This window comes from Pseudomonas sp. GW821-FHT09A09 (genome assembly GCF_059418405.1).
Genome location: NZ_JBWKPU010000016.1, coordinates 1 through 22,164 on the forward strand (window position 1 = coordinate 1; position 22,164 = coordinate 22,164).

Genomic DNA, 22,164 nt, shown 5'->3' on the forward strand with positions numbered 1-22,164 from the left:
TCACCGACCAGTTCGTGCACCCAGCGTGTGGCCGGGAAGCCTGAGTCGGTACGGTCCCACAGTTGCAGGATGTGCTGTTGCTCTTCGGTGTCGAGCAGGTTCAATTGGCCGACGGTTTGCTGCTGGTCAGCCACCATCGCCTGCAACAGGTTCTGCCAGTGACGCGCCATGCGCTCGATGGTGCTGGCGTCGAACAGGTCGGTGGCGTAGCTCAGCGAAGCGCGCAGTTGCTCCTGGGACTCCTCGATATCCAGGGTCAGGTCGAACTGTGCCACGGCCTCATCCCAGAGAACCGGGCTGATGTCCAACTGCGCCAGGCGCCGCAAATGGCTGCCCGCCAGGCTCACATGGTGGTTGAACGCGACTTGGAACAACGGGCTCAAACTCAGGCTGCGCTCCGGTTGCAGCGCTTCCACCAGTTGTTCGAACGGCAAATCCTGATGGGCCTGGGCCTCCAGGGCACGCTGCTTGACCTGTTGCAGCAGTTGGCCGACGGTGGTGTGCCCGTCGATATCGGCCTTGAGTACCTGGGTGTTGACGAAGAAGCCCAGCAGGCGCTCGGTCTCCACACGGTTGCGGTTGGCAATCGGCACGCCGACGCGGATGTCTTGCTGGCCGCTGTAGCGGTGCAGCAACACCTGATACGACGCCAGCAACAGCATGAACAACGTCACGCCTTCACGCTGGGCCAGGCCCTTGAGGCCGTCGAGCAACGGCGCCGGCAACGCAATGCTCAAGCGCGCGCCACAGTGAGTGGGCACGGCGGGACGCTGGTGATCGAACGGCAGTTCCAGCACCGGCTGCTCGCCGCCCAGCAGGTCGCGCCAATAGTCGAGTTGACGGGCCTTCTCCCCCGCCTCCATCCACTGGCGTTGCCACACGGCGTAGTCGGCGTACTGGATCGGCAGGTCCGGCAGTTGCAGGGGTTGCGCCTGGCTGTAGGCGGCATAGAGCTGCACCAGTTCATCGACCATCACCTGCATCGACCAGCCATCAGAAATAATGTGGTGCTGCACCAACACCAACACATGGTCATCGTCGGCCAGGCGCAGCAAACCGGCGCGCATCAGCGGGCCCGAGCGCAGGTCGAACGGCTGGGTGATGCGCGCTTCCACCAACGCCTTCAGGTTTGCCTCGTCGGCCTCGGCCGTGTCGAGCTGAATGCGGGCAACCGGGCTGATCACCTGCACGGTGCGATCAGCGTCCTGCTGCACGTGCGTGCGCAGGCTTTCGTGACGGCTCACCAAGGTATCGAACGCGCGCTGCAAGGCGTCCTGATCGAGCGCGCCCTTGAGGCGCAAGGCGCTCGGCACGTGATACGCCGCGCTGTGCGGGTCCAGTTGCCAGAGGAACCACTGCCGCTCCTGGGCATACGACAAGGCCAGCGGCTGGTCGCGCTCAACCGGTTCAATCGGATGGGTTTCCACCCGCTCGGCGCCCAAAGCCTGGACAAACGCCCCGAGCACCGGCTGATCGAACAGCGCCTTCAGCCCTACCTCAAGGCCCAGGCCGTGGCGCACGCGCGCGATGGTCTGGGTGGCCAGCAACGAATGCCCGCCCAGCTCGAAGAAATGATCGCTCAGGCCAACCCGCTCCATGCCCAGCACTTGCGCCCAGATCGCAGCAACCTGCTGTTCCAGTGCGGTATGGGGCGCTAGATAATCCCGCGATTGGGCCTCCACTTTCGGCAAGGCCTTGCGGTCCAGCTTGCCGTTGGGGCTCAACGGCATTTGCTCCAGCACCATCCACTGGGCCGGCACCATATAGTCCGGCAGGTGCTGGGCCAGGTGGGCGCTCAATACATCGCGCCAGTCGTCACCCGCCTGTTGCAGCACCAGGTAACCCGCCAGGGTTTGTCCGTCGACTGCCAACACGGCCGTTTCACGCACCCACTCGTGCTCCAGCAGGCGCGCCTCGATTTCCCCCAGCTCGATACGCAAGCCACGCAGCTTGACCTGGTGGTCGATGCGCCCGGCGTATTCGATCACGCCGTTGTCGCGGTAGCGCGCCAGGTCGCCGGTGCGGTACAGGCGCTCGCCTTTTACAAACGGGTGGGCAATAAAACGCTCCGCCGTCAGGGCCGGGCGACGGTGGTAACCCCGGGCCAGGCCGACACCGCCCAGGTACAGCTCGCCAAGCACACCAACGGGCGCAGGCTCGAAGTTGCTGTCGAGGATGTAGCACCCGAGGTTGGCAATTGGGCGGCCAATCGGCACCGCGTCGCGACCTTCATCGACGCAGGTCCAGTGGGTCACGTCGATGGCCGCTTCGGTCGGGCCGTACAGGTTGTAGAGCGCGGCCTGCGGCAGCTTGGCGAAGACTTGGATCTGCGCATCCACCGGCAAGGCCTCGCCGCTGCAAACGATGCGGTGCAGGGTATGGCAGGTGGAGACCATCGGGTCTTGCAGGAATGCCTGCAACATCGACGGTACAAAGTGCAGCGTGGTGACCTGCTCGGTGTTGATCAGGCTGACCAGCTTGGCCGGATCGCGGTGATCGCCGGGCGCAGCGACGACCAGGCGTGAACCGGTCATCAACGGCCAGAAGAACTCCCACACCGACACGTCGAAGCTGAACGGGGTCTTTTGCAGCACGCTGTCGCTGGCATCCAGCGCATAGGCTTCCTGCATCCACTGCAGTCGGTTGAGCAGCGCCGAATGACGGTTGCCCGCGCCTTTCGGCTGGCCGGTGGAACCGGAGGTGTAGATCACGTAGGCGAGGTTTTCGCCGTCCAACGTCACGTTCGGATTGGCTTCGCTGAAACCCTCGAAGGTCGACTCACCCAGCACCAGGCATTCCAGCCCGGTCGGGATTGGCAACTGGTCAAGCAGATGAGCCTGGGTCAGCAACAGCTTCACGCCACTGTCGTCGAGCATGTAGGCCAGGCGTTCACGCGGGTATTCAGGGTCCAGCGGTACATAGGCGCCCCCGGCCTTGAGCACAGCGAGCAAGCCCACCACCATCTCGATGGAACGCTCTACGGCGAGGCCGACCAGCACATCCGGCCCTACGCCCGCCGCTATCAGGCGATGGGCCAGGCGGTTGGCACGACGGTTCAATTCGCTGTAGCTCAAGCGCTGCTCGGCAAAGGCCAATGCCGGGGCGTCCGGTGTATTGGCGGCCTGCGCTTCAATCAGTTGGTGCACACACTGCTGCAACGGGTAATCGCGTGCGGTGGCATTCCACTGACGGATCACCTGCTCGCGCTCTGCCTCGGTCAACGGCGACAGATCCCCCAGGCGTTGTGAAGAATCCTTGGACAGGCCGTGCAACAGGCAGTGGAAATGCTCGGCCAGCTGGTGGATTTCACCTTCAGCAAACAATTGCACGTCAAAGCTGAACTCAAACGCCAGGGACGCCCCAGCGCCCAGCAGTACCGTCAGCGGGTAATGGGTCTGTTCCACGTTTTGTACGTTACTGAACGCAAGCCCGGCCGGCGCCCCGTGGGCCAACGCCTCGGATACCGGGTAGTTTTCAACCACCAGCAGCGTGTCGAACAACGCGCCGCCGCTGGTGCCCGCCCAACGCTGGATATCGAACAACGGCGTGTGTTCGTGCTCACGCAGGGCAAGGTTCAGGTCCTGGACCTGCTGCAACCATTCGCCGACCCGCAACGTCGGACTTGGCGTGGCGATGACCGGCAGCGTATTGATGAACAGCCCCACCTGCTGCTCGACCCCTTGCAAACCCGCCGGGCGTCCGGAAACAGTGGCGCCAAAGGCGACGGTGTCCTGGCCGGTCTGGCGTTGCAGCAACAACAACCAGGCGGCTTGCACCAGCGTGTTGAGGGTGACTTTGTGCGCTTGGGCAAAGGCTTTGAGTTGCGTGGTTTGCGCCGCCGTCAACGCCAGATGCACCGCACCCTTGGCCAATGAAGGATCAGGCGATACCGTGCGAGCCAGGTGTGTAGGCGTTTGCAGCGCTGCCAACTGACCTTTCCAGAAGGCCTCGCTGGCGGACGCATCCTGCGCCTGCAACCAGGCGATGTAGTCGCGGTAATGCCCCTGAATCGGCGCCAACGACTGGCCGGCATAGTGCTGCAAAACCTCGCCGAACAACTGCGCACGGCTCCAGCCATCGAGCAGGATGTGGTGGTTGGTGTAGATCAAATGGAAGCGATCAACGCCCGTGCGGATCAACTTCAAGCTCAACAGCGGCGCCTGTTCCAGCACAAAACCCTGGGCCCGGGCCGACTCGCTCAGCTCATCGAGCGCCGCTTGCTGATCAGGTCGGGACTGCCAGTCATACGCGGCGAACGGCAAGGCGACCTCGCGGTAGACCGCCTGCAACGGTTGCGCTTGGGCGTCCTGCCAGACAAAGCCGGTGCGCAACATGTCGTGCCGGGCCACAACCTGCTCCCAGGCACGCTGGAAGCGTGCGACGTCCAGGCCCTGGATATCGGCGCGCAGCTGGCTGACATAGATGTCGTCCTGCCCTTGTTGATACAGGCTGTGAAACAGCATGCCCTGCTGCATCGCCGACAACGGGTACAGGTCCTGTACCCGACGGGCCGGCAGTGCCAACTCATCCAGTTGTGGCTGGGCCAGTTGTGCCAGGGGCACGTCGGCCGGCGTCAGGCCGCCCTGTTGCGGGTCCACGCAATGGGCGATCAGCGCCAGCAATTCGCGACGGTAATCTTCGGCCAGGCGTTCGATGGTCGCCGCCTGGAACATCTCGCGGCTGAACCCCCAGCTCAGGCTCAGCTCACCGCCGTACACCTGCCCTTCCACCGTCAGCCAGTTGGCCAAAGGCGCCTCGGCGTCCTGGGCCTGGCCGCTGCCTTGAGTGGCCGGCACAAACAGTGCCGAGTCATCGAACTGGCGGTCAAACTGCCCCAGGTAGTTGAAGGTGATACGAGGTACAGCCAACCCTGCAAGGGCTTGGTGAGACTCGGAGGTGCCCATATAGCGCAACAGGCCATAGCCCACCCCCTTGTCGGGGATTGCGCGCAGTTGCTCCTTGACCGCCTTGATCGCGCTCGACAATTCGCCATCGGCTTGCAAACGCACCGGGAACAGGCTGGTGAACCAGCCAACGGTACGGGTCAGGTCGACGTCGTCGAACAGGTCTTCACGGCCGTGGCCTTCCAGTTGGATAAGCGCCGCAGCCTGGCCGCTCCAACGGCCGATGACCCGTGCCAGCGCCGTCAGCAACAGGTCGTTGACCTGGGTGCGATAGGCGGCCGGCGCGTCTTGCAGCAGTTGGCGGGTGTCTTCGGCGTTGAGGCGGATTTCGAGCTGGGTGCCCAGGCGATTCTGCAAGCCGCCTTGAGGGTTATCGCACGGCAGGTCGGCGTCGAGTGACTGCGCCTGCCAGTAAGGCAGTTGAGCCTCCAGGGTCTGCGCATGAGCCTGCAGCCGCTGCGCCCAGTGCTGGTAGGCGCTGGTCTTGGCGGGCAGTGCCGCGTTGCGATAAGCCTGTTGCAAGTCTTCCAGCAGGATGCGCCACGACACACCGTCGACCGCCAGGTGATGGACCACCAGCAACAGGCGCTGAGTGCCATCGGCCAGGCTGATCAAGGCGGCGCGCAACAACGGGCCTTGCGCCAGGTCCAGGCTGCGCTGGGCTTCATCGCACAAGGCGGCCAGCGCTGCATCGTTTTGCGCATGGGACTGCCACAACCCGGACGCGCTGACCGGGGCCCCGTGAGTTTGCTGCCATCCGTCAGCCTGCGCCACAAAACGCAGGCGCAGGGCATCGTGGTGGTTGATCAATCGGTTCAGGGCCGCGTCCAGGCGTGCAGGGTCGAGCGCCTCACGCGGGGTCAGCAGCAACGACTGGTTCCAGTGATGCCGCGCCGGGATCGCCTCGCTGAAAAACGCCTGCTGCACCGGTGTGAGGATCACCTCACCGCTGACCGGGCCCTGGTCGATCACGATGGCCTGCTCGAAGCTTGCCACCCGCGCCAGGCTGCGCACGCTCTGGTACTGGAACAGGTCACGCGGGCTGAGGCGAATGCCCGCCTGACGGGCGCGGCTGACCACCTGGATGGAGATGATCGAGTCGCCGCCCAGTTCGAAGAAGTTGTCGTCCAGGCCGACTTGTTCAAGGCCAAGCACGTCCTGCCAAATCGCCGCCAAGGCGATTTGCAAGGGTTCTTGCGGCGCCTCATAAGCCTGTTGCGGCGCAGCATCCGGCACCGGCAGGGCCTTGCGATCGAGCTTGCCATTGGCGGTGACCGGCAGCTTGGCCAGCGGCACCAGATGGGTCGGCACCATGTATTCCGGCAGGCTGCTGAGCAGCCACGCTTTGAGGTCGGCAGGTTCTTCGTGTTCGAGTACCAGGTAAGCGACCAACTGTTTGCCGCCCTGCACCAGCACCACGGCTTCGCGCACGTGGGGGTGCTGCATCAAGCGCGTCTCGATTTCACCGAGCTCGATCCGCAAGCCGCGCAGCTTGACCTGATGGTCGAGGCGGCCGAGGTATTCGATCACACCGTCGGCGCGCTGGCGCACGCGGTCACCGGTGCGGTACAGGCGCGCACCATCGACAAAGGGGCTGGGCACAAACCGCTCGGCGGTCAGCCCCGGGCGACGATGGTAGCTACGGGCAAGGCCGACGCCGCCCAGGTACAACTCACCGGAAACACCGGCCGGCACCGGGTTGAGCTGGGCGTCGAGCACATAGGTGGCGAGGTTGGCGATCGGGCGGCCGATGGGCACGCTGTCGGCACCTTCGTCCAAGCAGGTCCAATGGGTCACGTCGATGGCGGCTTCGGTGGGACCGTAAAGGTTGTACAGGCCGGCGCCCGGCAGCTTGGCGAACACCTGCAGTTGCGCATCCAGCGCCAGGGCCTCGCCGCTGCACACAATGCGTTTGAGGCTCGAGCAGGCCTGCACACCCGGCTCATGGATAAACGCCTGGAGCATCGACGGCACGAAGTGCAACGTGGTGATGCCGTGGCGACCAATGGTTTCGATCAGCCGCGCCGGCTCACGGTGCTCACCCGGGGCGGCGACCACCAGGCGTGCGCCGGTCATCAGCGGCCAGAAGAACTCCCACACGGACACGTCAAAACTGAACGGCGTTTTTTGCAGCACCGCGTCACTGGCGTCGAGACCATAAGCCTGTTGCATCCAGCACAAGCGGTTGACCAGCGCACGGTGGCTGTTGCCGGCGCCCTTGGGCTTGCCGGTAGAACCGGAGGTGTAGATCACGTAGGCAAGGTTCAGCGCATCGAGGGCGACGGCGGGCGATGCACCGCTGTAACCGTCGAGCCACGACTCGGCCTGATCCAGCACAACCACGTCAATACCTGCGGTCGGCAACAGCGCCAGCAGGCTTTGCTGGCTGAGCAGCAACCGGATGCCGCTGTCCTCGATCATGTAGGCCAGGCGCTCCTGGGGGTATTCCGGGTCCAGCGGCACATAGGCGCCACCGGCCTTGAGAATCGCCAGCAGGCCGACCACCATTTCTACTGAACGCTCGATGCAGATACCCACCAGCCCATCCGGGCCTGCGCCGCGCTCGCGCAAGGCGTGGGCCAATCGGTTGGCGCGAGCGTCAAGCTGGGCATAGCTCAAGGTGGTGGCGCCAAATACCAGCGCCGGGGCATGCGGGGTGCGTTGCGCCTGAGCTTCGATCAGCTGATGGATGCCCTGCTCGGTCGGGTAGGCCTCGGCAGTCCGGTTCCAGCCGTGGATCAGCACCTGCTGTTCGTCGGCAGCCACCATCGGCAATTCGCCGATGCGTTGCTCACCGTCGGCGACCATGGCGTGCAACAGGCGGGTCCAGTGCTCGGCCATGCGTGCAATGGTGGGCGCGTCGAACAGGTCATTGGCATAGGTCAGCGCGGCGTGCAGCGTGCCGGACTTCTCAAAGGTGTCGAGGGTCAGGTCGAACTGGGTGGTACGGCCTTGCCATTCCACCAGGGTCAGTTCCAGGCCGGACGCAGTGCTCACCGAGCTGATATCCGCCACCACCGGCTGGTGGTTGTACATCACCTGGAACAGCGGCGTATGGCTGAGGCTGCGTTCGATCTTCAGCGCTTCCACCAAGCGCTCGAATGGCAACTCCTGATGGGCCTGGGCGCCCAGTGCGTGCTCCTTGATGCCTTGCAGCAGTTCGCTGACGCGGGTCTGCCCGGTCAGCTCGGTGCGCAGCACCTGGGTGTTGACGAAAAAGCCAATCAGCCCTTCGACCTCACTGCGGTTACGGTTGGCAATCGGCACGCCGACACGGATATCACCCTGCCCGGTGTAGCGATGCAGCAGTACGTTGAACGCGCCGAGCAGCAGCATGAACAAGGTGACATTGTGTTTTTGCGCGCAGCTGCGCAACTGCGCCGCCAGGCCCGGGTCGATGGCGAAGTTATGACGGGTGCCCTGGTAGCTCGGCATGGCCGGGCGCGACCGGTCTGTGGGCAGCTCCAATACCGGGTGCTCATCCCCCAGGCGCGCTTGCCAGTAGTCCAGTTGACGCGCCTGCTCCCCCGCTTCCAGCCAGCGCCGCTGCCACAGGGCGTAATCGCTGTACTGGATTGGCAGCGCCAGCAATTGTGGCTGTTCGTTGCGCTCGTGGGCGTCGTAGCAGCGGATGAACTCGTCGATCAGCACGTTCATCGACCAACCGTCGGAGACGATGTGGTGCAGGGTCAACAGCAGCACGTGTTCTTGTTCGTCGAGCTTGAGCAACTGCACGCGCAGCAGAGGGCCGTGCTCCAGATCGAAGGGCAGCAGCGATTGACGGGTCGCGGCCTCAACGACAGCCTGCTCGCGCTCGGCGGGCGCCAGCGCGCTCACATCCAACTGCTCGATGGTCACCTGCGACGTCATCGCCACCTGCAACAGGCGCTCATCGTCCTGGCGCTGGAACACCGTGCGCAGGGTTTCATGGCGCGCCACTAGGCTGGCGAACGCCTGCTCCATCGCGCCCAGGTTCAGCGCGCCCTTGAGCCGCACGGCGCCGGGCAGGTTGTAGGCACCGCTGGCCGGGTCCAATTGCCACAGAAACCACATGCGCTGCTGCGCGTAGGACAGCGCCTGGCGATCCTGTGCCTCCACCCCTGCCGGGATCGGGAACCGGGAAAAATCCACGCCCTCTTTCTGCAAGGCCTGCAGGAACAGTTGGCGTTTTTCCAGGGGCAACCCGATAAACCGGCGAGCAAGTTTCAAGGAGTCTTCAGCATTCATTTCTTGGAGTCCGGAGCAATAGGCGGGAAGCACAAAGGCACGTCGTCCCTATAAAACGAACCGGACAGCGAAAAATTAGCGGGGGATGGGAAGCGCGCAGCGGCGTGTCATCAAGGGTTACACCAAATTCGGCACGACGAATGAACCCGGGCTAGCATTGACGTAAACCACTTTTTGCAACTACATTTAGTTACACGCAGGGAACGCTGTGTCCAAAAATGAAAAATTGCTCGCCAAACTGCTCAATCCGCAGATGGGATTTACCTGGCAGGAGCTCGCCACGCTGCTGTGCCGGCTGGGCTACACACAGATTCAAGGGGCTGGAAGCCGGGTCAAATTCTACAACGGCGACCCCAGTGCAATGATTACGCTGCACAGGCCTCACCCCGGCAACGAAGTGAAACACTACATTCGGCGCCAGATCATCGAACAATTGAAATCAGGAGAACTGATTCAGTGAACAACCAACTGAAACACCAAGGCTACATCGGCTCCATCGAAGCCAGCCTCGAAGACAACTGCCTGTTCGGCAAAGTGCTGTTCATCAAGGCGCTGGTCAGCTACGAGGGCAAGACCGTCGCCGAGCTGGACGCGGCCTTTCGCGAAGCGGTGGACGACTATCTCGCCACCTGCCAGACCCTCAGGCAAGCACCGGAGAAACCCTGCAAAGGCTCATTCAACGTGCGCGTCGGCCACGACCTGCATCTGGCAGCAGCCCTGGAGGCAAGCCGCAAGAAAGTGACGCTGAACGATTTGACGCGCCAGGCGCTGAGCGAATTCCTGCTGCACCATCGCAGTGAGTCAACGCCTGCCGTCGGCTGAGCGCGGTATCAACCGTTTAAACTGCACACCCTGACCGCCTCGCGTGCCAACCTCCTTGCCTGGTGATCCTGCTCGAAAATATCGCTCAGGCTGGAGAGCGTCTGCAGGTTGATGCACTGTAAGGTGTGATCCACCACACGCGGGATCTGGGTGAACCGAACCCGTCGCCCCAGGAACGCCTCGACGGCCACTTCATTCGCGGCATTCAACGCCGCACTGGCGCGATTACCTTCGGCGAGCACTTGCAGGGCCAGGCCGAAACAGGGGAAGCGATGGAGGTCGGGATGCTCGAAGGTCAAGCCGCCAGAACGTGTGAGGTCCAGCGGCGACACTCCGGACTCGATACGTTGCGGATACGCCAGTGCGTGAGCCACTGGCATCCGCATATCCGGGTTGCCCAGTTGGGCCAACACGGATTGATCGCGAAACACCACCATGGAGTGCACCACGCTTTGCGGGTGAATCAACGCTTGGATGCGTTCGGCGGGCAAGTCGAACAGCCAGTGGGCTTCGATGATTTCCAGGCCCTTGTTCATCAGGGTGGCGCAATCCACGGAAATTTTGCGACCCATTGACCAATTGGGATGGGCACAGGCCTGGTCGGGGCTCACATCGTCCAGGCTGTCGAGGGGACGCTTCCTGAAAGGTCCACCCGAGGCCGTCAAGATCAGACGATCAACGTCCTCCAGCGAACCGTGACAGCCTTGCAGGCACTGAAAAATCGCGTTGTGCTCACTGTCGAGTGGTATCACCGTCGCTCCGCCGCTGGCCACGGTTTCGACGAACAAGGCGCCGGCCATGACCAAGGCTTCCTTGTTCGCCAAAAGGATTTTCTTGCCCGACTGCGCAGCACTCAAGGTCGGTAACAACCCCGCCGCCCCGACGATACCGGCCACCACCGTGTCGACATCCGACGAAGCGGCCACCGCACACAAGGCATCCAAACCACACAACACTTCGGTCGGCAGGCCGGCTGCCAGCAAGTGGGCCTGTAGCTCGATGGCATGCTGCGGTTCACTGACCACAGCGACGGGGGGACGAAATTGCAGGCACTGTCGGTACAACTTGTCGATGTTCCGATGAGCAGTAAGCCCTTGCACCATCAATGTCTCGGGGTGACGCGCGACTACATCCAGAACACTGTCGCCGACCGACCCGGTAGAACCGAGAACGAGCAGGCGTTGCAACATGATCAAACGTCCTTTGGAGGCGGCAGGTAATTAAAGTAACCGTAGCATCCGCCCACTACCTGACAAGTTAGCCACTCGACTAACTTGCGATAGGCAAGCACACTTTTATTTATATAACAGGCGACCTATAACGCGTTCAAAACTCGCTCATTCCAAATAAAACTATGCACGGACTTGCGCTGACGCCTGTTCCTTTCTAAAAATAACCTTCACCTCTTGCCTTTTCAGCCCATCTGTTTGGTCTGCAGTATCGTCCAATGGCTAGTCCCAATGAGACTGTACTGTGAACGCCTATAAAACATCACACGCAAGGTTTACCGAATCGCCGCCAGCAGACCAAAGCACGTGCTTCCACGGCAGCGGGCGTCACTCTTCTGCGCCTCGAAAACTAAACATAAATCCTGAAAAACGTTCAGCAAAACTAACTGCTGGCGAAGTAGCAGTCATGCGCCCACCCAATAAACTTGCTCTTCACAACATGAAAAACGGCAACTTTAATGTTTACACGGTCGATCCTTAGAACTTCGTTTTTTCTAGCGGTGAGCGTCAACACGGCTCGCAGGAGGCAACCATGTTCGAACTCCTCAATACCATTGATAACCCTGCCCGCCTGCGCACTTTGCACCCCGCCGCACTGCGGCCGCTGGCCGACGAACTGAGGGCCTTTATTCTGCACAGTGTCAGTACCACGGGCGGCCACCTGTCGGCGAACCTGGGCACGGTCGAACTGGCTATTGCGCTTCACTACACCTTCAATACACCGGATGACCGCATCGTGTGGGATGTCGGGCATCAGGCCTACGCCCACAAGATTCTCACCGGCCGCCGTGAAGACATGGCCGACATTCGCCAACTCGGCGGTATTTCGGGTTTTCCGCGGCGCAGTGAATCCGTTTATGACTGCTTCGGCACCGCGCACTCCAGCACTTCGATATCCGCCGCGTTGGGCATGGCACTCGCCGCACGCAACAAGGGTGAACACCGGCACTGCATCGCCGTCATCGGCGATGGTGCGCTAAGCGGCGGGATGTCGTTCGAGGCGCTGAACAATGCCGGCGTCTACCGCGACCTGCCATTCCTTGTGGTGCTCAATGACAATGACATGTCGATCTCCCCTTCCGTGGGCAGGTTGCGTGAACACCTGGGAGCATTGACGGCCAGCAGCGAAGCCCGCCACGAAGCCAACCTCTTCAAGACCATGGGGTTTGCCTATAGCGGGCCGATCGACGGGCATGACGTGGATGAACTGCAACGGGTACTGCGCCGCCTGAAATCACGTCGAGGGCCGCAATTGCTGCACATCATCACGGAAAAAGGTCACGGTTATTCTCCGGCGGCAGCCGACCCGGTGCGCTATCACGGGCCGACAAAGTTCGACCCCACCGAGGGCCTGCGCCCTGAGCCGCCAGGCAAACCCTCATACACCCAGGTGTTTGCTCGATGGCTGGCCGACGAAGCAGAACACGACCCACGGGTGATCGCCATCACCCCGGCCATGCGCGAAGGCTCCGGCCTGGGGGCGTTCGAACAACGCTTCGCGCAGCGCTATTTTGATGTCGGCATTGCCGAACAACACGCCCTGACGTTTGCCGCCGGGCTTGCAACGGAGGGCATGCGACCTGTGGTCGCGATCTACTCCACGTTCCTGCAACGGGGCTACGACCAGTTGATCCATGACATCGCGATCCAGAACCTGCCCGTCGTATTGGCCATCGACCGTGCCGGGATCGTGGGTGCCGATGGCGCCACGCATATGGGGGCCTTCGATGTGGCCTTTCTGCGCTGTATCCCCAACCTGACGATCATGGCACCCGCCGATGCCCAGGAATGCCGGCAGATGTTGCACACGGCCCTGCAACAACCCGGGCCGTGCGCCGTGCGCTTCCCGCGCGGCTGCGCACTGGGGGCTGTACCTTCGCAGGTGTTCAGTGAGCTGGCCATAGGCAAAGGCGAAATCCGCCGCCTCAGCCCCCGTGTGCCAGGGCAACGTGTGGCCATCCTGGCGTTTGGCTCGATGACGCAACACGCGCTGGAGGCCGCGGACCGCTTCGATGCCACCGTCGCCAATATGCGTTTCATCAAACCGCTGGACACCGAGCTGCTTCAAAACCTGGCGCGCAGCCATGACTTGCTGGTGACCGTTGAAGAAGGTTGCATCACCGGCGGCGCAGGCTCGGCTTGCCTGGAATACCTGGCCCGCAACAACCTGCACCGGCCGGTGCTGCAATTGGGTTTACCAGACCAGTTCATCGAGCACGGTGCGCCTGATCAGCTGTTGCGCCATTACGGCCTGGACGCCAACGGCATCAGCGCGGCCATCAACCGCTTTATCCATGAACACGCGCCGGGCGCGGCCATGCCCGTCATCACACCGCGTCAGGTGAGCGCCTGACCATGAACGTAATCATTGCCCAGCCACGGGGGTTCTGCGCCGGCGTCGTGCGTGCCATCGATGCCGTGGAACAAGCCCTGGACCAATTCGGCGCGCCGGTGTATGTGCGCCATGAAATCGTGCATAACCGCCATGTCGTGCAGACGTTGACGGACAAGGGTGCCACGTTCGTGGAAGAGCTGGACCAGGTACCCGTCGGTGCCGTGACCCTTTTCAGCGCCCACGGCGTAACCCGTGACGTGGAACGCGAGGCTCAGCAACGCCAGCTTCAGGTATTCGACGCCACCTGCCCGCTGGTGTCCAAAGTGCACAACCATGGACGCCAGTACGCGGCCAAGGGTTATTCATTGATCTTGATCGGCGAGCCCGGCCACCCCGAAGTCATTGGCATCCTGGGTCAGGTTGATGCACCAATCACCGTGATCCAGACCGTCAGGCAGGTCAGCGAGCTGCCGTTCGCCGAGGATGCGCCGCTGGCCTACCTGACCCAGACCACCCTGAGCGTTGACGACACACGGGCGGTGGTACAGGCGCTGACGCGGCGCTACCCCGGGATTGTCGGGCCCGCCAGCCGCGATATCTGCTACGCGGTGCAGAATCGCCAGCAAGCAGTGCGCGACCTGTGTACACAGGTGGAACGGCTGTTGGTGGTCGGCAATGCCAACAGCGCCAACTCGGTAACCCTGTGCGCACTGGCCAATGACCTCGGCGTACAGAGCTACCTGGTAACCGACGGCAGTGAAATCGACAGCCAGTGGTTCACGCCCGACATGACCGTGGGCATTACCGCAGGTGCTTCAACCCCGGAAAGCTCGGTCAAGGACGTCATCGCCGCGCTGGCACGCATAGCCCCGCTGCAGGTCAGGGCCTTGCCCGGGCGCGAGGAACAGGTGCGGTTTCACCTCCCCGCCGGGTTGATTGCCCGGCAATAGCGCAGAGGCGTCATGAGCATGAACACTTTCCCTGTCCGTCGCACCACCCGCCAGGTCAACGTCGGGCCGGTTCACCTGGGCAGCGATGCGCCGATCGTGGTGCAGGCCATGACCAATACCGACACCGCCGATGCCCAGGCCACCGCAAGCCAGGTGGAAAGCCTGGCGCGTGCGGGGGCCGAGCTGGTGCGCATCACGGTCAACAGCCATGAAGCCGCAGCCCAGGTCGCACACATCCGCGAGCTATTGGACCGGCACAACGTGAACGTGCCCCTCGTGGGGGATTTTCACTTCAATGGCCATCGCCTGTTGGCCGCTTACCCCGACTGCGCTCAGGCCCTGGCCAAGTACCGGATCAACCCCGGCAATGTCGGCAAAGGCGAACGGCGCGATGAACAGTTCTGCCAGATGATCGAGGTTGCCTGTCGCTACGACAAACCGGTGCGCATCGGCGTCAACTGGGGCAGCCTGGACCCGGACCTGCTGGCCCGCCTGATGGATACGAATGCTGCCCTGCCCGCACCGCTGCCGGCCGACGCGGTGATGCGCGAAGCGCTGGTGGTCTCGGCCCTGGAAAATGCCGGGCGCGCCATGGAGGTCGGGCTACCGGCAGACCGTATCGTGCTGTCGGCCAAGGTCAGCCATGTGCAGGACTTGATCACCGTCTACCGCAACCTGGCCGCTCGGTGCGACTTCCCTTTGCACCTGGGCTTGACCGAAGCAGGCATGGGCACCAAGGGCATCGTCGCCTCCACCGCAGCCCTGGCCGTGCTATTGCAGGAAGGCATCGGCGACACCCTGCGCATGTCCCTGACCCCGGAGCCGGGCGGCACGCGCACCCGTGAAGTCCAGGTGGCCCAACAACTGCTGCAAACCATGGGCCTGCGCGCCTTCAGCCCACAAGTGGTGGCCTGCCCCGGCTGCGGGCGTACCACCAGCGTGTTTTTCCAGGAACTGGCGCAGCGGATCGAGGCGTTCCTGAGCGCGCAAACGCCGGTGTGGCGCAGCCGCTACCCAGGCGTCGAGCGGTTGCATGTGGCGGTCATGGGCTGCGTGGTGAACGGTCCGGGGGAAAGCCGGTTGGCAGACATCGGTATCTCACTGCCCGGCGCCGGTGAACACCCTTCGGCACCGGTCTACATGGATGGCGAACGGGTGATGACACTCAAGGGCGCCACCATCGCCGAAGACTTTATCCGCTTGCTTGAGGCCTATGTCGCGGCGCGTTATGGCCACGACGAACAGGCCTTGCACGCGCTGCTTTCAGCCCAGGCGCCGGTAGCCCAGCAACGCTGAACCAAAAACCACTGCACCAGCCCCAAGTGCCACCCAGAACCCACTGGGGGCGCCGAAGTGGTCGATCATCCACCCGGAGCTGGCAGCGCCGATGGCCACGCCGATGCTCAGGCCGGTGATCAGCCAGGTCATACCTTCGGTGAGGCGGCTCGGCGGTACCACCCGCTCCACCAACGCCATGGACACGATCAGGGTCGGGGCAAAGAACAACCCGGAGATAAACACCGCCACCGCCAACCCAGGAATATTGGTCACCAGCAGCAAGGGCAAGGTGGTCAACGCCGTGGCCACGCCGCACAGCAGGAACTGGCGCGGCAGCGGTGCCTTGAGCTTGAGGGTGCCGAACGCCAGGCCAGCCAGGCAGGAACCGATGGCGTACACCGACAACACGATGCTGGCAGCCGCAGGCTGGCCCTGGTGCTGGGCGAACGCCACGCTGACCACATCCACCACGCCGACGATCACGCCCATGGCCAGCAGCAGGATCATCAGGATGAGCACCGAGGGCGAAGCAATCAGCCAGCCGCCGTGGTGCGCGTGGTGTTCGTGCACCGCAGGTTCGGTGTCACGTTGCAGCACAAAGGTGGTGACCCCAGCCGCCAGCAGCAACGCCGCCACCAGCGGCCCGGCTTCGGGGAACAGCACCACACTCAGGCCCACCGAGATCGGCGGGCCGATGATGAAACACACCTCATCGAGTACCGACTCCAGGGCAAAGGCAGTCTGCAACTTGGGTTGGCCCCGGTACAACTCGGTCCAGCGCGCCCGCACCATGGCGGACATATTGGGCATGCAACCGGCCAGCGCGGCAAACACGAAGAGGGTCCAACTGGGCGCCTGCAATCGCGTGCACAGCAGCAACATCAGCAACGCCCCGCCGCCGATCAATGCTGCAATCGGTAGCACCCGGCCCTGGCTGTAGCGATCCACCAGCCGCGACACCTGCGGCGCACAAAACGCCGTGGCCAGGGCAAACACCGCCGCCACCGAGCCCGCCAGGCCATAGCCACCATGCACCTGCGACAGCATGGTGATCAGGCCGATACCGGTCATGGACACCGGCATGCGCGCCAGCATGCCGGCCAATACAAACGCACGCGCGCCAGGCACCTGGAATAATTCGGCGTAGGGGTTTGCCATGTTGCTGAACCTCATTCTCTATGCCTTGAACCTTGCTATCTGAAGCGCCCGAGGCAAAATACATACGGTGCGTATGTGACAAATCATGATTAACATACGTAACGTATGTCAATCTTTTACTGACCCACAGCGAGCCTTAACCATGAGCCGAGCCCGAGCCGAAATGATCGAGGACACCCGCGCCCGGCTGATCGCCAGCGCCCGCCAAGCCTTTGCCAGCCAGGGCTATGCCAATACATCGATGGACGACTTTACCGCGCGCGCCGGGCTGACACGGGGTGCGTTGTACCATCACTTTGGTGACAAGAAGGGCTTGCTGGCGGCCGTGGTGGCCCAACTCGACGGTGAGATGGATGCGCACTTGCAAGGCATCACCGATCAGGCAAGCGACCCATGGGACGGGTTCCGCGAACGTTGCCGTACTTACCTGCGTATGGCACAAGATCCCGAAATACAACGGATTGTTTTCCAGGATGCGCCTGCGGTTCTGGGCGTCACCGAATCAAGCCACTCGCAACACTGCGTGGAGTCCCTGGCCGCCTTACTGGAAAGCCTGATGAGCGCGCACATCATCGTACCGGCCGCCAGCCAGGCGTTAGCGCGCCTGATCAATGGCAGCCTGGTGAGCACCGCCCTGTGGATTGCCGCAGACGAACACCCCAACCTGCGACTGGAAGAAGGCCTGCAAGGGCTGGAGCTGCTCTTGCGAGGGCTGAAGCAATAACCGCAAGCGCATCCATGCAAAGCGTGCACACTTAGACTGCCCGCCTGCCCTTTTCCCGGAGCCCATCATGCAGCGCATCGGTTTCATTACCTTTCCCGGTTTCGGCGTCATGAGCTTCGCCGCGCTGTCTGTCTTTGAGAGTGCCAACAGCGCCGTGGGCAAGGCTCATTACGATGTCAGGCTGCTCTCCGAAAATGGCGGGCCGGTACGCAGCTCCCTGGGTGTGGTGGTGCACACCGAAGGCTTCGATGACACCGCGTTCGACACGGTGATCATCGGCGGCGGCAGTGATCGCGAATTTACCGCGCCGCTGCTGGCTTATCTGCGACACGCCGCCGTGCACAGTCGCCGCCTTGCGGCCACCTGCTCCGGTACTTTCTTTCTGGCGCAGGCGGGGTTGCTCGACGGTAGGCGGGCGACCACTCACTGGTTTTTTGCCGGCGAATTTCGCGCGCGCTATCCAGAGGTCCAACTGGAAGTAGAGCGGTTGTTTGTGATCGACGGATCCATCTGGACCAGTGCGGGCATGACCGCAGGCATTGATCAGGCATTGACCATGGTTGAAACCGACCTGGGGCCGGAAGTCGCCCGCGCTGTGTCGAAAACCTTCATTCTTCAGAGCCGCCGCGTCGCAGGCCAGCCGCAACGCTCGGTGCTGCTGGACATGGAGCAGAAGACCGATCGCATTCAGGCCGCCATGACGTATATGCGCAATAACCTGCATCGCGCGCTGCCGTTGAGCGAGCTGGCAGATGCCGCGCACTTGAGCCTGCGCCAGTTCAGCCGGGCGTTTCATGCACAAACCGGGCTTACACCGGCCAAGGCTGTGGAAAAGCTGCGGATCGAAGCGGCCGTGGTGTTGATCCAGGATGGGCGCCACCCCCTAGACAACATCGCCCGCCAAACCGGGTTTGGTGACAGCGAACGCATGCGCCGGGCGTTCGTTCGCCAATTCGGCGAGCCGCCACGGGTGATTCGGCGCACGGCTAGGAACCCCGCCGAGGCAAGCGCAACGTCCCGAAACGAGGGTTAAATGGCCTTTGTCGCCCTGTGAGTTGGCCTAAGCTTTACCTCAGACCATCCCTGAGGAATCCTTATGAAACGCTGTGCACTGGCCTTCGGCGCCCTGTTTTCACTCTTCACCCTCACCTGCGCATTCGCGACCCCGCAAGAGGACGAAACCCGAGCGTTCTTTACTCGATTTGTCGAGGCTCAGAATGCCCATGACCTCAAGCAGATCAAGGTCATGCTGTGGGATTCACCGAAAATGCTCTGGTTTGCCCGTGGTGAAGCCAGCTGGGGGCCGGATGCCGTCGTCAGCAAACTCAAGGAATACTACAAGGGCACCTGGCAACTACAGCCGGACATGAGCCACTTCAGTGTAGTGACGGTGAACGACGAAGTTGCCCAACTGATGGTGCCGGTCGCCTTTACCCGAGGCCATCCAGGCGAGCCCGCGCAGGTGGACACTTTCCTGATCAGCCAGACGTTATTGAAAGGCAAGGACGGCTGGCATGTCGCAAGCATCCTGCCGGTCGCCGATACCCATTTCAAATAATCACACCAACCGCTTGATCTGCTTGTGCCGCCACACCAACCGGTAATACGCGGTCTGCAACACCAGCATCGCCAGGTAGGTCACCGGAAACGCCATCCACACCCCTTCCAGGCCAAAGTGCGCGTTGAACAGGTAAGCCATCGGCAACTCGACGCACAGCACACAGAAGATCGAGATGGCCACCGGCATCAGCACCACGCCGCTGGCGCGCATGATCCCGCCGACCACCGCCTGGAAACCGAACACCAGGATGCTCCACAACATGATGTGCAACAGGTGCTCGGCATTGCTGCGCGCCGTGTCGTCGGTGATGAACAGGCCCAGCAACCAGTGCGACAGCAGGTAACCGAGCACGATCAGGCCACCGGTCAGGCAAGTGTTGATCATCAGCCCTGTGCGCAGGATCGGCCCGATGCGTTCCAGGCGCCCGGCACCGATGGCCTGGGCGCCGAGGATCGATGCGGTGATGGCAATCGACAGCGCCGGGAACTGCACGTAGTTGACGATCTGCGTCACCGCGCCATAGGCCGCCGTGGCCTGGGAACCGTGCCCGTTGACCAGCGCGAGGATGACCAATTCCGACAGCGACAGCACCACCATCTGCAAGCCGGTGGGCAAGCCGATGCGCAGGACCTTGCCGAGGATCACCCGGTCCAGGCGCAAGGCGGCGAGCAATTCGCGGTCCGGCGCCATTACGTGGTTCTTATGGCGCAGGCGCAGGATCAAAAACAGCATTGCCAACGCGTTCCCCACCAGCCCCGCGTACACCGCACTCTGGATGCCCATGGGTGGCAGGCCGATCCAGCCGCGAATCAGCGCCGGGGTCAGCAGCAGGCCGGCCAGCGTGGACACCATCAACGCCAGCAACGGCGAAATCGTGTCGCTAACGCCGCGCAACAACTGGGTGTAGAGGATGAAGACCAGCAGCAGCGGCATGATCAGCATCATCATCTGCGCATAGCCGACCGCATCGTCCAGCACATCGACCGGCGTGCCCAAGGCCTGCAAGGCCGGACGCGCAAACAGGCTGCCGAGCACCGCCGCAATCAGCCCCACCAGCGCGCCCAGGGTCAGGGTGGCGCCGGTGATGACCTTGACCATCGCGGTTTCCTGGGCGCCCCACGCCTGGCCAATCAGCACCGACGCGCCCGCCCCCAGGCCGATCACCAGGGCGATAAAGAAAAACACGATGGGAAACATCCCCGACACCGCCGCCAGTGCCTGGGTACCGAGCATTTGCCCGACGTAAATGCCGTTGAGCGTGCCGGAAAAACTTTGCAGGAAGTTGGACAGCACCATCGGTGCCAGAAAGATCAGGTAGATCTGCCACAACGGCCTTTGCTGGGTGACTTCCATGAAGATTCAGGTCCGTGAATTATTGTTAGACGGGAAAAGCATTGCGCGACAGCCACGCCAGGTACGTCTGCACGTCCACCGGCCACTGCGCGATCTTGTGGGAAAAGTCTGCGGCGTCGTGGGCAAACAATGCGCGGGAAGCCTCCTCGAAGCCTGGCAAGTCACCGCCGATGGCGCTCATGAAACGATAGCTGGCTTCCTTGGCCTGGCGTATCTGATCACGGGAAGCACTGGCGGTGCGAGCGTCATCTACCAAGCGACGCAACGCCGCCGACGCGCCACCACGTTGCTGGCCCAGCCATTCCCAATGGCGCGGCAGCAGGGTGACTTCCCGCGCCACCACCCCGAGTTTCGGGCGACCCACCGATGGCGCTGCCGGAGGCTCGTCATCCGCCTCGGCCGATGCCGGTTGCGCAGGTGCATACCCCGCTGGCCAGGGGTAATCCACCTGGCTGCCGGTGGCGTCATCGAACACCAGGAAGCTGCCAGGCGCCAAGGCGGATTGGGCAAGGCTATGGGCAACGTCGGCATAGGTGCCCGCCGCCACGCGCTGGTGATGGACAAAGGCGGTGCAGAGCGAAAGGTTGTGCGTAGGCATGATTTATTACCCGGGTGTTATTTGTTTTACCCGGGTTATATTAGCCAAAATTGTGCAACGCGCAAGCCTATTGACGTGAAACGTGCAACTGCTCATCCCGCACGGTCGCCCGCATGCCTTGCACACCAGGATCGTGCAGCACGCACTCGGCGATGGCGGGCTGCAGCTCCACCCGCAGCCGTCGGCCCAAGGCCCTGGCGCCAAAACGCGCATCGTGCTGGCGGCACAACCATGCCCGCGCGGGCTCATCCACTTCCAGCCAACGCTGGTGTGCCGCCAGGCGCCCGTTGAGCTTGCCCAGTTCCACTTCCAGCAACGCCTCCAGCCACTGGCCGTCGATGGGTTCGAACATCAGGATGCGGTCGATGCGGTTGAGAAACTCCGGCTCGAAGTGACCGTGCAACGCGTCTTCCAGCACCGCCGCCTCGTCCCGGGCAAATACCCGCAGCAAGCGGCGCCAGCCGTGGGCGAACCGTTGGCGATGGCGGCGCGCCTGTTGTGCGCCGATGTTGCTGGTCATGAAGATCAGGCAATTGCGAAAGTCCAGGGTGCGCGTGCCACCGGCCAGGGTCAGCTGGCCGTTTTCCAGGATGCCCAGCAGGCTGCGCACCACCTCGTGACTGGCCTTTTCCAACTCGTCGAACAACACAATGCCCGGGCAACTGTAGGTGCCCTGGATCAATTCGCTGTTGAACAGGCTGATGCCCTCTTTGCTCCCCACATACCCCGGAGGCGCGCCCGTGAGCGCGGCGGCGTAATGCTCCTGGGCGAGGGTGTGCATGTCGATACGGCAAAAACCATCGGCACGGCCGTGCAGCGCCTGGGCCAACAGGCGCACGATCTCGGTCTTGCCCACACCGGTCGGCCCCATGAACAGGTTGACGCTCAAGGGCCGGTCACGCTCACCGATATCGGCCTTGACCACGTTGAGCAGGCCCTCCACCTGCGCCAGTGCCGCGTCCTGGCCGACAATGCGGCTGCGCAACAGTGTCATCACCCGGGCCGGCTCAAAGGTAAAACGCATG

The 22,164-nt window shown here is 62.7% G+C and carries 14 protein-coding genes; 8 read left to right on the top strand and 6 right to left on the bottom strand.

Annotated features, from left to right (window positions below):
• Positions 1-9,131: amino acid adenylation domain-containing protein (locus AC07OV_RS15925; protein WP_495092547.1), on the bottom strand; the 9,131-nt coding region annotated here is incomplete at its 3' end.
• Positions 9,132-9,339: 208 nt separating this feature from the next.
• Here AC07OV_RS15925 and AC07OV_RS15930 point away from each other — a divergent pair.
• Entirely contained in the window at positions 9,340-9,591 is a 252-nt protein-coding gene (locus AC07OV_RS15930) for a type II toxin-antitoxin system HicA family toxin (protein ID WP_176996507.1), read from the top strand.
• A complete protein-coding gene (locus tag AC07OV_RS15935) occupies positions 9,588-9,953 on the top strand; it encodes a type II toxin-antitoxin system HicB family antitoxin (RefSeq protein WP_176996508.1) in 366 nt (121 codons plus the stop codon). Before AC07OV_RS15930 ends, AC07OV_RS15935 begins: the two co-directional genes overlap by 4 nt.
• A gap of 8 nt (positions 9,954-9,961) precedes the next feature.
• Here AC07OV_RS15935 and ispC read toward each other — a convergent pair whose 3' ends face one another.
• Positions 9,962-11,149 carry a 1-deoxy-D-xylulose-5-phosphate reductoisomerase gene (gene ispC, locus AC07OV_RS15940; protein WP_494997960.1) on the bottom strand — a complete coding sequence of 396 codons (1,188 nt, stop codon included), beginning with the start codon at positions 11,147-11,149 and terminating at the stop codon, positions 9,962-9,964.
• A 565-nt stretch (positions 11,150-11,714) separates the two neighbouring features.
• Between ispC and dxs the strand changes: the two genes are divergently transcribed.
• Genes dxs through ispG form a run of 3 tightly spaced genes read left to right on the top strand, consistent with a single transcriptional unit; the run spans position 11,715 to position 15,763 of the window.
• Entirely contained in the window at positions 11,715-13,535 is a 1,821-nt protein-coding gene (dxs, locus tag AC07OV_RS15945; RefSeq protein ID WP_494997945.1) for a 1-deoxy-D-xylulose-5-phosphate synthase, read from the top strand.
• A gap of 2 nt (positions 13,536-13,537) precedes the next feature.
• The gene (ispH, locus tag AC07OV_RS15950; RefSeq protein WP_495092548.1) at positions 13,538-14,467 is read left to right on the top strand and encodes a 4-hydroxy-3-methylbut-2-enyl diphosphate reductase; all 930 of its coding nucleotides are present in this window, start codon (positions 13,538-13,540) and stop codon (positions 14,465-14,467) included.
• An 18-nt stretch (positions 14,468-14,485) separates the two neighbouring features.
• Positions 14,486-15,763: a flavodoxin-dependent (E)-4-hydroxy-3-methylbut-2-enyl-diphosphate synthase gene (gene ispG / locus AC07OV_RS15955; RefSeq protein ID WP_495092549.1), complete on the top strand. Its 1,278-nt coding sequence runs from the start codon at positions 14,486-14,488 to the stop codon at positions 15,761-15,763.
• Here ispG and AC07OV_RS15960 read toward each other — a convergent pair.
• The gene (locus AC07OV_RS15960) at positions 15,731-16,903 is read right to left on the bottom strand and encodes an MFS transporter (protein ID WP_494997942.1); all 1,173 of its coding nucleotides are present in this window, start codon (positions 16,901-16,903) and stop codon (positions 15,731-15,733) included. The two genes, ispG and AC07OV_RS15960, sit on opposite strands and share 33 nt — an antisense overlap.
• A 142-nt stretch (positions 16,904-17,045) precedes the next feature.
• Here AC07OV_RS15960 and AC07OV_RS15965 point away from each other — a divergent pair, with 142 nt between their 5' ends.
• The 3 genes from AC07OV_RS15965 (at position 17,046) to AC07OV_RS15975 (ending at position 19,185) form a co-directional block, all read left to right on the top strand.
• Entirely contained in the window at positions 17,046-17,627 is a 582-nt protein-coding gene (locus AC07OV_RS15965) for a TetR/AcrR family transcriptional regulator (protein ID WP_176996514.1), read from the top strand.
• A gap of 67 nt (positions 17,628-17,694) precedes the next feature.
• Entirely contained in the window at positions 17,695-18,660 is a 966-nt protein-coding gene (locus AC07OV_RS15970; RefSeq protein WP_495092550.1) for a GlxA family transcriptional regulator, read from the top strand.
• A gap of 63 nt (positions 18,661-18,723) precedes the next feature.
• Positions 18,724-19,185 carry a nuclear transport factor 2 family protein gene (locus AC07OV_RS15975; protein ID WP_495092551.1) on the top strand — a complete coding sequence of 154 codons (462 nt, stop codon included), beginning with the start codon at positions 18,724-18,726 and terminating at the stop codon, positions 19,183-19,185.
• Here the strand turns inward: AC07OV_RS15975 and AC07OV_RS15980 are convergent, their stop codons facing one another.
• The 3 genes from AC07OV_RS15980 to AC07OV_RS15990 form a co-directional block, all read right to left on the bottom strand.
• Positions 19,186-20,541 (bottom strand): MATE family efflux transporter, encoded by a 1,356-nt coding sequence (locus tag AC07OV_RS15980; protein WP_178919774.1) that lies wholly within the window; start codon positions 20,539-20,541, stop codon positions 19,186-19,188. It lies immediately after the preceding gene.
• Between the two features lie 25 nt (positions 20,542-20,566).
• Positions 20,567-21,139: a DUF2239 family protein gene (locus AC07OV_RS15985; RefSeq protein ID WP_495092552.1), complete on the bottom strand. Its 573-nt coding sequence runs from the start codon at positions 21,137-21,139 to the stop codon at positions 20,567-20,569.
• Between the two features lie 67 nt (positions 21,140-21,206).
• On the bottom strand, positions 21,207-22,163 hold the full coding sequence (locus tag AC07OV_RS15990; protein WP_494997939.1) for an AAA family ATPase: 957 nt from the start codon (positions 22,161-22,163) through the stop codon (positions 21,207-21,209).
• Between the last annotated feature and the right edge of the window lies 1 nt (position 22,164).